The organism is Colwellia sp. E150_009, from assembly GCF_053543955.1.
The window spans coordinates 41,583-56,312 of sequence record NZ_JBHFOM010000019.1; the positions used below are offsets into that span (position 1 = coordinate 41,583).

General features: G+C 37.2%; 12 protein-coding genes. 2 read left to right on the plus strand and 10 right to left on the minus strand.

Features of this window, described 5'->3' with window-relative positions; genetic code table 11:
* Window positions 1-8 precede the first annotated feature (8 nt).
* Both ACE1OF_RS10295 and ACE1OF_RS10300 read left to right on the plus strand, forming a co-directional pair.
* A complete protein-coding gene (locus ACE1OF_RS10295; RefSeq protein ID WP_448894279.1) occupies window positions 9-3,170 on the plus strand; it encodes an efflux RND transporter permease subunit in 3,162 nt (1,053 codons plus the stop codon).
* A gap of 1 nt (window position 3,171) precedes the next feature.
* The gene (locus ACE1OF_RS10300) at window positions 3,172-4,593 is read left to right on the plus strand and encodes a TolC family protein (protein WP_448894280.1); all 1,422 of its coding nucleotides are present in this window, start codon (window positions 3,172-3,174) and stop codon (window positions 4,591-4,593) included.
* Window positions 4,594-4,631: 38 nt separating this feature from the next.
* Here ACE1OF_RS10300 and ACE1OF_RS10305 read toward each other — a convergent pair whose 3' ends face one another.
* From ACE1OF_RS10305 to ACE1OF_RS10350, 10 genes are all read right to left on the minus strand, one after another.
* Window positions 4,632-6,329 carry an L-lactate permease gene (locus ACE1OF_RS10305; protein ID WP_448894281.1) on the minus strand — a complete coding sequence of 566 codons (1,698 nt, stop codon included), beginning with the start codon at window positions 6,327-6,329 and terminating at the stop codon, window positions 4,632-4,634.
* A gap of 236 nt (window positions 6,330-6,565) precedes the next feature.
* Window positions 6,566-6,877, minus strand: coding sequence for an AzlD domain-containing protein (locus ACE1OF_RS10310; protein WP_448894314.1), 312 nt, complete (start codon window positions 6,875-6,877; stop codon window positions 6,566-6,568).
* The gene (locus ACE1OF_RS10315; protein ID WP_448894282.1) at window positions 6,877-7,581 is read right to left on the minus strand and encodes an AzlC family ABC transporter permease; all 705 of its coding nucleotides are present in this window, start codon (window positions 7,579-7,581) and stop codon (window positions 6,877-6,879) included. Before ACE1OF_RS10315 ends, ACE1OF_RS10310 begins: the two co-directional genes overlap by 1 nt.
* A 101-nt stretch (window positions 7,582-7,682) precedes the next feature.
* Window positions 7,683-8,510, minus strand: coding sequence for an AraC family transcriptional regulator (locus tag ACE1OF_RS10320; RefSeq protein WP_448894284.1), 828 nt, complete (start codon window positions 8,508-8,510; stop codon window positions 7,683-7,685).
* A 145-nt stretch (window positions 8,511-8,655) separates the two neighbouring features.
* Window positions 8,656-9,807: a toll/interleukin-1 receptor domain-containing protein gene (locus ACE1OF_RS10325; RefSeq protein ID WP_448894285.1), complete on the minus strand. Its 1,152-nt coding sequence runs from the start codon at window positions 9,805-9,807 to the stop codon at window positions 8,656-8,658.
* Between the two features lie 3 nt (window positions 9,808-9,810).
* Window positions 9,811-10,257, minus strand: a complete 447-nt coding sequence (locus ACE1OF_RS10330; protein WP_448894286.1) for a hypothetical protein — start codon at window positions 10,255-10,257, stop codon at window positions 9,811-9,813.
* 779 nt (window positions 10,258-11,036) lie between these two features.
* Window positions 11,037-11,459, minus strand: a complete 423-nt coding sequence (locus tag ACE1OF_RS10335; RefSeq protein ID WP_448894316.1) for an REP-associated tyrosine transposase — start codon at window positions 11,457-11,459, stop codon at window positions 11,037-11,039.
* Window positions 11,460-11,642: 183 nt separating this feature from the next.
* Complete coding sequence (locus ACE1OF_RS10340) at window positions 11,643-12,518, minus strand: DMT family transporter (RefSeq protein ID WP_448894288.1); 876 nt, start codon at window positions 12,516-12,518, stop codon at window positions 11,643-11,645.
* A gap of 140 nt (window positions 12,519-12,658) precedes the next feature.
* Window positions 12,659-13,885: a class I SAM-dependent methyltransferase gene (locus tag ACE1OF_RS10345; protein WP_448894289.1), complete on the minus strand. Its 1,227-nt coding sequence runs from the start codon at window positions 13,883-13,885 to the stop codon at window positions 12,659-12,661.
* Between the two features lie 52 nt (window positions 13,886-13,937).
* A complete protein-coding gene (locus tag ACE1OF_RS10350) occupies window positions 13,938-14,708 on the minus strand; it encodes a DUF1365 domain-containing protein (protein WP_448894290.1) in 771 nt (256 codons plus the stop codon).
* Between the last annotated feature and the right edge of the window lie 22 nt (window positions 14,709-14,730).

Below are 14,730 nucleotides of genomic sequence, written 5' to 3' on the forward strand. Positions count from 1 at the left end.
AACTAATCATGAATTTTTCAAATTTTTTTATACAACGCCCTATTTTTGCGGCGGTATTGTCACTCATTATTTTGATTGGTGGTGGAATTTCATTATTTCAGCTACCCGTTAGTGAATATCCAGAAGTTGTACCACCAACCGTAGTAGTAACCGCTAACTACCCTGGTGCCAACCCTACTGTAATTGCACAAACAGTAGCAACGCCACTTGAGCAAGAAATTAATGGTACCGAAAACATGTTATATATGTTTTCTCAAGGAACAAGTGACGGTCGTATGACATTGACAGTAACCTTTGCTTTAGGTACCGATTTAGATCGCGCACAAGTGCAAGTACAAAACCGTGTAAACAGTGCTTTGCCACGCTTACCAGAAGAAGTACAACGTCTTGGTGTTGTAGCAGAAAAATCATCTCCCGATTTAACTATGGTGGTTCATTTATATTCACCTAAAAACACTCATGATACTGTTTATTTGTCTAATTATGCTGATTTAAACATTAAAGATGAGATAGCACGTTTACCTGGTGTAGGTGATATACGCTTATTTGGTGGTGGTAAATACTCAATGCGTGTTTGGTTAAACCCAGATGCATTAGCCGCTAGAAAACTAACAGCAGGCGATGTTATAACCGCGCTTCGTTCGCAAAACCAACAAGTTGCTGCAGGTAGCTTAGGCGCTCAACCGATATCTAACGATAATCAATTTCAAATATTGTTAAACGTTAAAGGTCGTTTAAATAGTATTGAAGAATTTGAACAGGTTATTATTAAAGTGGGTGAGCAAGGTCAATTAACCCGTTTATCAGATGTGGCGCGTGTTGATTTAGGCCAAGACACGTACTCTTTACGTGCTGAGCTTGATAATCAACCTGCCCTTGCTATGCCTGTTTTTCAACGTCCGGGCTCTAATGCCATTGAATTATCAAACCAAGTACGTGAAACCATGGCGCGTTTGTCTAAAGATTTTCCTAGTGGTGTTGAATACGATATTGTATACGATCCAACCGTATTTGTTCGTGGTTCAATTGATGCCGTAATCACAACGTTATTAGAAGCAATTGCCCTCGTGGTTATTGTAGTAATTGTATTTTTACAAACGTGGCGCGCGTCTATTATCCCTTTAATTGCAGTACCTATTTCACTTATCGGTACCTTTGCAGTAATGCAATGGTTAGGTGTATCAATTAATACCTTATCACTATTTGGTTTAGTACTCGCCATTGGTATTGTGGTGGATGACGCCATTGTTGTTGTGGAAAATGTAGAACGTAATATTGAAAGAGGTTTATCACCACTTGAAGCAACCCGTGTTGCCATGAGTGAAGTAACAGGGCCAATTATTGCTATTGCTTTGGTGTTATGTGCGGTATTTATTCCTACCGCATTTATTTCAGGTTTATCTGGTCAGTTTTATAAACAGTTTGCGCTTACCATCACAATTTCAACCGTTATTTCAGCGTTTAACTCACTTACTTTATCACCTGCTTTATCCGCGATATTATTGAAGCCTCATAACGCAAAACCCGATGCTTTTACCCGTTTGCTAAATACTTTATTCGGCCGCTGGTTATTTGAACCATTCAACCGTGTATTTAATCGTGGTGCTAAAAGGTATGAAAAATTAGTACAAAAATTAATACGCATGACCGTTGTAGTTATGGTGGCTTACCTTGCTTTGCTTGGCGGTACCTTTAAGTTATTTAATGCCGTACCCGGTGGTTTTATTCCACAACAAGATAAACAATATCTTGTTGGTATTGCCCAACTGCCAGACGCAGCAAGCCTTGATCGTACCCAAGAAGTACTGTCACAAATGCAACAAATTGCCTTAGAAGTACCGGGTGTTGCCCACACAGTTGCTTTCCCTGGCTTATCAGTTAACGGTTTCACTAACAGCCCCAATAGCGGCATAGTTTTTACACCACTTGAAAGTTTTGACAAGCGTACTGATCCAAGCCAATCAGCAATGGCTATCGCTGCACAATTAAACCAACGCTTTGCGGCGATTGATGAAGCATTTGTCGCAGTATTTCCACCACCACCAATTCAGGGTTTAGGTACCACTGGCGGCTTTAAACTGCAAATTGAAGATAGAGCCAACAAAGGCTTTGAAGCATTATTTAATAGCCTGCAAGCGGTGATTGCGAATGCGCAAAAAGATCCCGCATTAATGGGGCTGTATTCAAGCTTCCGTATTCAAGTACCACAAATGGATATTGATATTGACCGCGAGCAAGCACTTATTCAAGGCATTCCGTTAGATGAAGTATTTGACGCCTTGCAAATTTACTTAGGCTCAATGTATGTGAATGATTTCAATATGTTTGGACGTACTTATCAAGTCAATGCACAAGCTGATGCCGATTATCGTTTAGAGCCAGAACAAATTCTTAATCTTAAAGTTCGTAACCGCGCGGGAAATATGGTGCCCTTAGGCTCAGTATTAACCGTAACGCCAGCTATTGGTCCTGATCGCGTTATGCATTACAACGGTTACCCAAGTGCCGAGCTTAACGGTAGCCCTGCACCTGGTTTCAGTTCAGATCAAGCCCAAGTTGCCATTGAAAAAGTACTCGCCCAAACACTCCCTGCAGGTATTGAGTATGAATGGACAGAAGTAACTTATCAGCAAGTACTTGCTGGCAATACCATGGTATATATCTTCCCGTTAGTTGTTTTATTAGTATTTATGGTGCTTGCAGCCCAATACGAAAGCTTACGCTTACCATTAGCTATAATTTTAATCGTACCAATGACCATATTCTCAGCATTATTAGGTGTGTGGTTTGTTGGATCAGACAATAATATTTTCACGCAAATAGCCCTCATTGTGTTAGTAGCCTTAGCTTCTAAAAATGCAATATTAATGGTGGAATTTGCGAAAGACCGTCATCAAACAGGATTATCACACTTAGAAGCAATACTTGAGTCATGTCGTATGCGTTTACGCCCTATTTTAATGACGTCAATTGCCTTTACCGCAGGCGTTGTACCATTAGTGTTAGCAACAGGTGCGGGGGCAGAAATGCGACATGCCATGGGTAATGCTGTATTTGCAGGTATGATTGGTGTCACAGTGTTTGGCTTATTATTTACACCTGTCTTTTATATGTTGATTACTTCTAACAAAAGAAACTCTGACAAGAAAAACGCTTTGGAGATAAAATAAAATGGGTACCTCATTTAAAGTACCTAAAGAAATTAAGCTTTCTCAAAAAATGAAGTTATTGATTAGTGGTGCGTTGTTAAGCACTGTTTTATCGGGCTGTGCAGCCAGCATTAATGAAAATCAATATCAACAAAAACTACAGAGTTTTATTAATGAAACTGAAATTTCATCAACATTAATAGGTCAGAACGAAGTAAACTGGTGGCAACAATTTAACTCAAATCAGCTTAATCAACTCGTGAATGACGCACTGGCAATGAACTACGATTTGAAAACAAGCCAGCTGCAATTAGAAAGCGCCATTGCACGTCTTGGCGGAGAAAAAGCACAATACTTCCCCCAAGGAGGTTTTGAAGTAACGTCAAGTAACACTAACCTTGATAAAACGATCACACGTCAATCAAGTGCAAACCTTGCTATGAATTGGCAGCTTGACTTGTTTGGACGTATTTCAGCATTAGTTGATGCGGCTGACGCATCTACAATGAGTCAAGCTGAGCAATTACGACGATTAAAAATTGAAGTGGTGTCTTCTGTGGTCTCTGGTTTTGTTAGTTACCAAGGCAACATACAGAAACAAGCGATTATTAGCCAGCAAATTGAAGCTTTACAGCAAAGTATTGGGGTATTAACCGCGCGTGTTGAAGAAGGTGGTGCTAGTGAACTCGATCTTAACCGTACCCGTGCACAACTGAGCCAACAGCAATCGATATTGCCTGAAATTGAATATCAACTGTATAGTGACATTTCGACCCTCGCTTTATTAACAGGCCGTTTAGCTAATGATATTAAGGTAGAAAATGAGCAAAATCTCATTAATATTCCGTTAAATGTTACTTTAAGCGAACCGAGCAATGCCATTGCATTACGCCCTGACATTAGCCGCGCTTTATATGACTTTAGCCAAGCCTATTCATTAAGTGTTGCAGCGAGCAAAGCATTATTGCCTGATATCAGCTTAAGTGGTTTTGCTGGCGTATTAAGTTTGGATAATAACTTATCGAATACGCAGCAACAATGGCAAGTTGCGCCACAAATTGAATGGTCATTACTTAGCTACCCAGCATTGTTGGCACAACGCGATGCTCAACAATTGTTAAGTGATGCAGCGTATAATGACTATAAACAAGTGATATTAAGTGCAATCAGCGAAAGCGAACTTTCTTTACAGCTACTTATTAAAGAAAGCGCACAACAAGGTTATGCTAAAGAACGTTACTTTCACGCCAACAATGCCTTTTTACAAGCAGAAGCCATGTACGAGGAAGGACAAATTCCTTACTTAGAATTGTTAGATGCCAGACAAGACGTACTAACCGCGCAAGAAAATGCCGTTGACTCGTCTATTTCATCATTACTCGCTAAAGTTGAAACATATCATGCCTTTAATGGCCGCTGGAGTTACGCGTTAACAATCTTTTAGTGGTTGCATAGGCACTATGACTTTTATCGGCAATGTAATTACATTGCCATCAAAGGATCTGTGATATTTAAGACAAACATAGCAATCAATCCTAAAACACCAACTGCAAATACATAATAAATTGTTGGTAAAATAGTTCGACGCAAAGTTCTTCCTTCTTGGCCTAATAAGCCAACCGTGGCAGAGGCTGCAACCACATTATGAATAGCAATCATATTACCTGCAGCAGCACCAATTGCTTGAAGTGCAACCATTAGCGCTCCCGACACAGATAAAGCACTAGCTACTTCATATTGAAATTGGCTTAACATCATATTACTAACCGTATTAGAGCCAGCAATAAAGGCACCTAACGCACCTACGCTTGGCGCAAATAATGGGTACAGATCACCAAAGGTTTGTGAAACAAAACTTGCCATAGCAACAGGCATGGCCGCAAGTTCTGCACTATTAACCCCTGAATTAATTAAAATTCTTACCATAGGAATAGTGAAAACTAAAACAAATCCTGCTCCTACTAAGGTGCGACTTGCTTGCTTGGCTGCACTTGCAACCTGTTTTACTTTCATATTGTGTAAAAACAGTGTCATGAATACAACTGCTAACAAAATACCACCGGGTAGGTAGAGTGGTTGAACACTGGCACTGATACCAATTTCACCTAAAATATTACTAACACCAAAAGAAATACTTTTTAACAGATCTTTAAAGTCACTCGAAACACGGCTAAGCACTAAAATAATGGCGACTAATAAATACGGCAACCAAGCTCTAAACAAAGACATATTATGTATAGCGTTTGTGTCAGCTTTTTCAAATGTTAAACTACCTAACCAGTAATTTGGCCATTGCGCTCTAGGTGCAAAATCCCACACTTTTTTGGGCATTAAAAAGCCAGCTTTCGCTGCAGGCACAACAATAATCAAACCAACTAGAGCCCCAATAAGTGATGGAAATTCTGCGCCCAAAAACACGCCTGTTAATGCGTAAGGTATAGTAAAAGCCAGCCCTGCAAAAAGTGCAAATGGTGCAATACTCAAACCTTCTTTCCAACTCTTATTTTGGCCAAAAAAACGTGTCATCATCACAACCATAAATAATGGCATTAACGTACCTACAATGGCATGACCGATAGCTACTTCTGAAGTAATTAACTGTAAAAATTGTTCCCAACTGCTACCTTGAGCAACTAACTGTTGGCTTAAGTTTTCTTTATCTAAACCACTGTTCACACCAATAATAATAGGCGTTCCGACGGCACCAAAAGATACTGGTGTTGATTGAATCATCATACCAATCATCACAGCAGCAAGAGCGGGAAATCCGATAGCTACAAGTAATGGCGCAGCAATCGCTGCTGGCGTACCAAACCCTGACGCTCCTTCAATAAAGCAGCCAAAAAGCCAAGCAATAATGATAGCTTGTACTCTACGGTCTGGGCTTATATCGGTAAAACCTGCTCTAATGCGTGTAATAGCGCCTGAATGCTGCAATGTATTTAATAACATAATAGCGCCAAAGATTATCCATAAAACGGATACCGTAACTAATAGGCCTTGAATTGAACTAGCCATGATGCGATTAAAGCTCATTTCCCATGCAAAAAAGGCAATAGCCGCAGTGGCCAAATAAACAACAGGCATCGCTCGGCGCGCAGGCCAATGTAAGCCGACAAGGAGTAATGCCGATAAGGCTATTGGGGTGAAAGCAAGTAATGCTTGCATTGTAATTGACATAATAATTAACTCTTTTAACCATCAAGCTTGTTCTTGTTAAAGTGTAGTAAATTATCAGCGAAGAAAATATCAGGGAATACACGTAGTTGATCTACGTGTTTACACTTAGATTTGGTTCGAGAGGAAAAAAACACATGGTAAGGAATTAAAGTTATCGATAGGAAATACTTAGGGTCAGGTATACTTTAAAGAAAAAAGTATCTGACCCTCTTTATTCCGTATCAAATTTTGTGCTTTTATATTGGCACCATTCTGAGAAATACAAAAACAGCAAGGCTAGTACCTAAAGTTAAATAGACACTATGACTTTTATAGGCGGTAATAATTGCTACTGTTGCTGCGAGCAAATAAGGATTAGTGATACTGATATTTAAACTATTCTCTTGTATAAAAACAATAGGAACCCAAATGGCGGTTAAAACAGCAGGCGCACTAAAACTTAAAAAATGCGTGGTTTTAGCCCCCATACGTATAGGTAATTTTGGGTGTAAAAACAAATACCGACTGGCAAATGTGATACAGGCTAGTAACACTATGGTTAGCAAAATCATACGCTTTCCTTTTTGTTGTTTATTCTCTTTGTGGCAGATTGCCTATTCGCTGTAAAGTAGCCACAATACATGGCGATAAGTGAAGCAATAACTAAACCTAACTCCCAGTTAAATAGTTTAAATAACACAGATAACAGGCCAGCAACAATTACTGTCACTAACATCGCTAAATTTGTGATTGATGGAATGACTAGTGCGATAAATGTTACGGCAATGGCGAAATCTAGCCCTATACTCGTTAAATCTGGTAAATAGCTACCTGCAACAATACCAATAATATTCCATAACAACCAACACAAATAAAAGCTCCCCCCAGCACTTATTGCATAAATGAGTTGCAGCTTGCCTTGATAGGCTTTTTTATTTCCAGACAAGGCGAAAAGTTCATCGGTGAGTAAAAAACCTAAACTGCCGCGCCATTTAAAGGGGAGTTTTTTCAACTTATCTCTAAGGGCTAAACCATACAAAAAATGTCGCGAACTGATGATCAAGGCTGTAAATAAAATAGTAGCTAACGGCGTATTGTCATTGATTAATTCAATCACTACTAGCTGTACGGCGCCAGCAAAAACTAATATAGGCATTAACAAAGCTTCTAAAACGGTAAAGCCACGTTGAATGGATAAAGAACCACATAATATGCCCCATGGCAAAACAGCAAGGTTTAATGGCAACATAGCCAATACACCTTTTTGGATCATTTTTAACACCGCTTGTTTTCTATTAAAATACATAGTGAGCCTGTTGTTGGTTTTTCTAACAGTTTGACATTGAAATATACACGATACTTGTATGATATTGACTAAAATACCTGATTGGCATATTTACTTGGGGTTATGCCATTGGCTTTTTTGAAGTGTCGATGAAAGTGACTCTGATCATAAAAACCTACTTGAGTGGCAACATGTACAACCTTCTTACCTTGTTTTAATAGCGTTTTGCTGTGTTGTAAGCGATGTTGAATTTGGTAAGCATGCGGTGGTAACCCGTAATTTTTTTGAAATTGACGCACAAGATAAAAAGGCGTGAAACCACTGATGTTAGCCAAGTGTTCTAGCGAGATATTTTCAGCCAAATGTTCATGAATATATTGACGAACCCACGCCAGCTTTTGGTTCGAGTTTTGTTGCTGTTTAATCACCTGATTACTTTTACCGTGTTTAAGCATCAAACGGGTTAAAACACCGTAAAGCATTGTTTCACTTAATAAACTATTGCTAGAAAAAGAAAGTGTATTAAATAAAACCTTTAACTCTCCCGCCATTTGTTTGTCTTCAACAACCGCATTAGGAAAAAATGGCGCAAAGCCTTGCGCTAAACCAATATCGCTAGCTAATTGATGAAATTGCTGCTCTGTAGGGGAAATACCACGATATGACCAACCATTTTGAGTGCCTGATTCACCGGTATGGACTTCATCAGCATTAACAAAAATAATACTGTATTCAGGCGCAACAAAGTTTTGTCCTGCGCTAAGAAAGCGCTGACAGCCCGATTCAATAATATTGATAGTGTAGGTTTCATGGCTATGTTTTGAAAAGTTATGGCGATGAAAATTAGCTTCAACCATTTCAATACCACCAAGCTCTTGATGTATTTTATATTTAGCTTGCTCTTTTGTAGCAGACATACCAAAACCCATTGTTTATTTGATACTAATGTAACCTAACTGTGCAAGTAATGTTTGTACAAAATTGACTAAAATATAAAGCACCAATAGTTTAATGCTATTACTATCAAAATGATTATCGGGTCAGTTTACAATTAAACGTAAATCAACGCCCCTTTGATTGTGTACGTAGCTTATTTATTGCAGAAGTTTCAATTTTAAACTCACTGGGCATCGCTGTTACTTCTGTAAACAACGGTGATAAAGGTGTAGTGTTAATACACTGTATTTCTTTCTTAGTTCCCGTCGCATATTCAAGTTCCATTTTTACCCAAGGTGATAACACTTCACCATCTATATTCACCGAATTTTCAGTTTGTAAGAATAGAACTTTATTTGATTGCGAAATACGCTCTTTCAGAACAACTTCTGTAAATTCACTTACCAACTCTCTTTTAAGGAAATCATCATCGCTAGTCCAATCACAATATATATGAAGCCCATGATTATTAAGCTCAGAGACCAACTTACTAACTAACTTATTATCTTTGTAACTATGCGATATAAATAAATCGAAAGTTTTCTTACTTTGAATACCTCCATTTTTTAATTTACCCACAAGATCGGCAGGAGTAACAATGAACTTATCTGTATCAATATGATAACTTTTTTTCTTACCTTTAAACCCCTTTCTTTTTCTCACATAAGCATCAATTGATTGCAAATGCTCAAAAGCTATATTTCTTATTTGACTATTTCTCTCTGAGTCATTGAGCTTTTGAAAGAATTTTATAGTCTCTTTAGTTTTGAATTTTTTTAGCTCATTAACAATTTCAAGCTTGTTATGCTGAGTACTACCACGCTTGTGGTAAGCGGAAATAAAAACATCCAAATGGTATGGATCTGTAAACTGTAGCTTAGAGGAAATTTCTTTTGGCTTTTTTATTTTTTTATTCAAAACTTCGATTGCTTGTTGTCTAACGACCTCACAATATGAAGCTTTATATTTTCGTTTATATCCATCTGAACAAATCTGCTTAACTTTCGCTAAACTATTGAAAAAATTTATCGGGTTTTTATGGTTGTATCTTTTCTTTTTACCAACACTAACTAATTGCAGATCTTTACCCAAATAATAATCGTAGCGATTAATCAATATGGTCCATTGATTTGGATAAAACTCCTTGTAACGCTCCAACAATAAATTTTTATCATATTCGAGTGGTAATGTAGTAGCTACTTTAGAAAGTTGTGACGTAAAACCTTTCATATATTTTCCAGTTTCACTGTTAAACTTTCTCTTCATCATACCAGCCATAGATCACCCTAATGCTATTTTTTTAGTAATCAAAGCTAGCACTAACAATGAAACATAAAAACCCCATATAGAAGGCGACATAAGAGCTCCTATCATATGTTTTTTTAATTTCCCTAAAGGGCTAATAAAATACAAGTCTGACTTAGTAATATTCTTCTCATGCAATTTGTTCACAAAATCATCATACCTAGTTCGGAAAGATTTTTCTAAAGCAAGATAATATGCATCTAAAAATGTGAATACGATTATTGGTAAAAACGATATATAGGCATATTCAGGTTTACCTTTGTCAGCAACAATAACTAACACAGCAGATACCAGAGTTATGCACCAAGTTTTACAGGCAGTACTATTCGAAGCCATACGTTGGATTACATTTTGTAATATAGTCAAATGAGACTGAACTGAAGTTGAATCATCACTTAAATTCAAAAATTGATTCGATTCCATATAGATTTAATCCCTATAGCATGATGCATAATTGAAAAACGTACTGGTTGCCGATTAGCACATAACAACTTACTGAACACCATTTTAGAAGTTTATAACACCCTAAAACAGAGTATATTACGTACTTTAATAATTCCACTAAAAAACGCAATTACAAACAAATACTTATGAGTTGAAAATATCTTCATTGTTACGCCTCAAAACAGCTTGTAATAATGTTATAAGACAAAACCCTTACTAAATCAGAATTAATCGCTCAGTTATTTGAAAGTTGGCGAGGGTTGAGTAGTATCTAATTTTTATTAAGCAACGTTGTAATTGATAGCTTAGTGTGTACCCGCCAACAAACCTGCAACACTTAAGTCTTCGTCAATTTCTGGTCAGTGAACACCTTCACCATCACCGAGTAATTCCCAATTAGCCATATTTTCGACTACAGGTTTTTCACAACACCATTCGCCAGATTCACGAAAAATACAGAATTATGTATTTATTCGCCTGCGGTTATTTATTATGAATTTTTAGGCGACTAAAGTCGCCTCTACAACCAACACCATAAATGAGTAGGGGAGAATTTATTCGCCTTTGCTTGACTTTATTTGGTTTCTTTTGGCGACTGAAGTCGCCCCTACAACCAACACCATAAATGAGTAGGGGCGAATTTATTCGCCTTTGCTTGACTTTATTTGGTTTCTTTTGGCGACTGAAGTCGCCCCTACAAAACAACGCAGCAATTAAGACTGACATTAAATTCGCCTCTACATGGCCGCCAATACAAATTACAAATATACGGTGTCCCATAATGGATAATCACCTACCCTTTCTACTAACCCTGCTCGTAATGGGTTGGCAACGATATATCGTGCAACTTGTATTAAGTTTTCTTCTGTGCGAATGCCGTGATCATGAAAACCGCGTTGCCACGAAAATTGTATTTTGTCATTTTGTTGATTTATTACTCTTGAACTACGACCTTTTAACGTTTGTATAACTTTAGATAAACTATTATTTGACGTTAATTGAAATAACCAATGCAAATGATCTGGCATAATCACCCAAGCGACAGGCAATACTTGCTGTTCAGAAACTAATTTTTTCATTTGTGTTATTAAGCATTGTGCCGTTGTGAATTGATTAAAAAAGGGAGTTTTATTTTGGGTACAAATGGTATTTGAGGGATACCCTACCTTTGTATAGTTTATCGCGAGACATTATCAAATCCGTTTGATACAAAATATTTTTTAATTGTAGATCAGTAGATGACTAAATGACAATTGGCGAATAAATTCGCCCCGACAAAAATAATGCAGAGTTCAGTGTAGCGGCGAATTTATTCGCCTGTGGTTGGTTTATGTTTATTTTATTATTGAAAATATACTATTTATTCAAACCAACTTCGCCTTAACCGCTAAATAAACGCCTGAAAATATTAGCAGAATACCAATAATATGAAATTGATGGATAGGTTCGTTAAGAAATATAGACGATAATATAACGCCAAACAACGGCATAAAATGAATAAATAGCCCTGTTTTAACGGCACCTATATCTGCAACGCCCTTGTTCCAAAAAATATAGGCTAAAATAGAAGGGAAAATCGCCATGTATACTATGGTATAGCTAATTTTACTTTGCCAAATAATCGGCTCTGCAAAATACATTTCTATGCCAGCAAAGGGTAATAAAATGATAGCTCCTATCAACACCGTTACGCAGAAAAAAGTGAAACCGTCTAAGTCTGCTGGTCGCCAACGTAATACAATTGAGTAGGTTGCCCAACACAGCACGGCAACAAGAATATACATATCACCAAGGTTGAAAGCTAGGGCAAGTAGATTATCTAACTTACCTTGAGAGATAAGCAATAACACACCTGTGAGAGAAATTCCTACGCCAATCCATTGCTGTATTGATACACGCTCTTTTAACCATAAGGCAGATAAAATCAGAATAAAGATAGGAATAGCAGATTGTAATATTGTTGCGTTAGACGCATTGGTGCTCGTTAAACCAATGTAAATAAACGTATTAAAGCTTGCTACACTTAAAAACGAAAGCAGCGTTAATATTTTCCAGTGAGTTATTATTACTGCTTTGTTTTTAATAATTCTTGGAATTAAAAAAGGCAGTAATAATAGTAGTGCTAAACCCCAACGCAATTCAGCCATCATAATAGGCGGTAGCACTAGATGCATGGCGCGCCCTAATACAAAATTTCCAGCCCAAAATAAAGTAGTCAATATTAAAAGTATGTACGACATTGTGTTCTCGGTTATTTAAACCTAGCTGAAGAAATAGGTTTTAGAAAATGACATCAAGTTAATTAAATTATATAAATGTAATTAACTTGAAATAACCGCAACACAGTAACCATTTTTGTCAGCACTGACAATTAAAAAAGCTATTTTCTAGCAATAATGTGGACTGTACTAGTCGAACGTTCTAAAAAAGCCCCTTCACAATAGGCAAGATAAAATAACCACAAGCGCTTAAACGTTTCATCATAGCCTAGTGTTGTTAATTCTGACCACGAGGCTAGAAAGTTTTGCCGCCAATCATTCAGCGTTTTGGCATAATCAAGGCCAATATCATCAAGACGCTCTATCACCATATTACTGTGCTTAGTAATATGGTCAGTTAGTACATTAACAGAGGGTAAAAAACCACCAGGAAAAATGTATTTTTGAATAAAGTCGACATTATTTTTGTAGTACTCAAAACGTTGATCCGCAATGGTAATTGATTGAATTAATAGTTTACCCCCTGGTTTTAAACGATCATTACATTGTTTGAAGAAGCTCGGTAAGAATTCATAGCCAACGGCTTCAATCATTTCTATTGATACCACTTTATCAAAACTACCCGTTAGAGCGCGGTAGTCTTTTTTCAGTAAGGTAATTTGTTCATTTAACCCACGTTCGTTAATGCAATTTTGTGCGTATTCATGTTGCGCATCTGAAATAGTGGTAGTAGTAACCTTGCAGCCGTAATGTTGTGCTGCATAAATGGCTAAACCACCCCAACCTGTGCCTATTTCTAATAAATGATCTGAACTTTGCAGTGACAAGCGCTCACAAATAGTATGAAGTTTATGTGTTTGGGCTTGTTCTAATGAACTATTTTCATATGGATAAATAGCCGATGAATACATCATCTTGGGGTCTAAAAAACGTGTATATAACTCATTTCCCAAATCATAATGCGCTAAAATGTTGCGTTTAGAACCTGATTGCGTATTGCGGTTTTGCCAATGACTTAATGCATTTTTAATTCTATTTATCCAAGACTTATTCGCTTCTAAAGCATCTGTTTGCTGTTGGGCTTTAGCAAATATACGAATGATATTAGTTAGTTTGGGACTACTCCATTTTCCTGCAATAAAAGCTTCGGCTACACCAATACTGCCCCCTTTAACAAAATCACGATAAAGACTCATATCATGTATATGAATTTTACCCTGTATACTGTCATCATTGGTGTTTTCAGGAAAGAATAGATGATCAGAACCTTCAACAATCTCTAACTGCCCATAGGTTATTTTTGCAAACGTTGCATGAACAATTGCACGGCAGCGTTTGTCTAACCAATTCATGTTTTTTGCTATGCTTAACGCTTCAATTTGTTCCATAGTTCATCCAACCTTTGATTTGTTTTATTTATGCGTTTACATTTACTTTTTACTATTTTGTTTGATAACCAATAAACGGAATGCGCTTAATCAATAGTTTTACTGCTTGCCAATAAATAGTGGTGACTATTTTTAAGCTCATTACAGGTAATTGACACCACACCTTAAATAAACTTGTTTGCGTAAAGGCTTGCTTTTTCATTTGCAAATTAGCGTCAAACACTTTTTCCATTTTTCCAGTTAGCTTGTTTACCTGCTTATTTTCAATATTAATAACTAAACGTTCGCTATCATTACTTGGCGGCTTTACTTGCCAAAAATACGACATATCTATATCCATAAAGGGTGACACTTGAAAATCCTTTTTATTGGTTTTTTCACCCTCAGCGAGCAAATCAACTAAGTAATAGTGCCGTTCGTTCCACGGCGTATTACTCACTTCTGCCAGCATTTGCGTGCATTTTCCCGTACGGTCATAACAAAAAAAGAAATTAGCCGGGCTAAAATAAATACCAAAACTTCTTACTTGTACCAACATCACTATTTTAGCTATTTCTTTATAACCGTTTAGTTCCTGTACTTTATTAGTAATACGGGTGGATAACGAAAAAGGTTCACCTCGTAAATAATCTTTTTCAACAAAACGTAAAGGGTGATACCAAGAAAAGCCAAACAAACCTATACCAGATATAGCATTTTCAACGTCAGCTACATCAAGTGCCAACATAAAAAGTGAGTAATTAAAGCTGTGCTTTTTAGGGCTAAATCGTCGATGATTGATCGTCCCTAAATAAAGATGGCTTTGACTGAATGGCTTACCCATATGCATCCTTAACAGTTAATGC

Excerpts from the sequence above, each read along its gene's own strand:
- ACE1OF_RS10295 (WP_448894279.1), top strand. The coding sequence starts at position 9 with ATGAATTTTTCAAATTTTTTTATACAACGCCCTATTTTTGCGGCGGTA.
- ACE1OF_RS10300 (WP_448894280.1), top strand. The coding sequence starts at position 3,172 with ATGGGTACCTCATTTAAAGTACCTAAAGAAATTAAGCTTTCTCAAAAA.
- ACE1OF_RS10305 (WP_448894281.1), bottom strand. The coding sequence starts at position 6,329 with ATGTCAATTACAATGCAAGCATTACTTGCTTTCACCCCAATAGCCTTA.
- ACE1OF_RS10315 (WP_448894282.1), bottom strand. The coding sequence starts at position 7,581 with ATGATCCAAAAAGGTGTATTGGCTATGTTGCCATTAAACCTTGCTGTT.
- ACE1OF_RS10320 (WP_448894284.1), bottom strand. The coding sequence starts at position 8,510 with ATGTCTGCTACAAAAGAGCAAGCTAAATATAAAATACATCAAGAGCTT.
- ACE1OF_RS10325 (WP_448894285.1), bottom strand. The coding sequence starts at position 9,807 with ATGGCTGGTATGATGAAGAGAAAGTTTAACAGTGAAACTGGAAAATAT.
- ACE1OF_RS10330 (WP_448894286.1), bottom strand. The coding sequence starts at position 10,257 with ATGGAATCGAATCAATTTTTGAATTTAAGTGATGATTCAACTTCAGTT.
- ACE1OF_RS10340 (WP_448894288.1), bottom strand. The coding sequence starts at position 12,518 with ATGTCGTACATACTTTTAATATTGACTACTTTATTTTGGGCTGGAAAT.
- ACE1OF_RS10345 (WP_448894289.1), bottom strand. The coding sequence starts at position 13,885 with ATGGAACAAATTGAAGCGTTAAGCATAGCAAAAAACATGAATTGGTTA.
- ACE1OF_RS10350 (WP_448894290.1), bottom strand. The coding sequence starts at position 14,708 with ATGGGTAAGCCATTCAGTCAAAGCCATCTTTATTTAGGGACGATCAAT.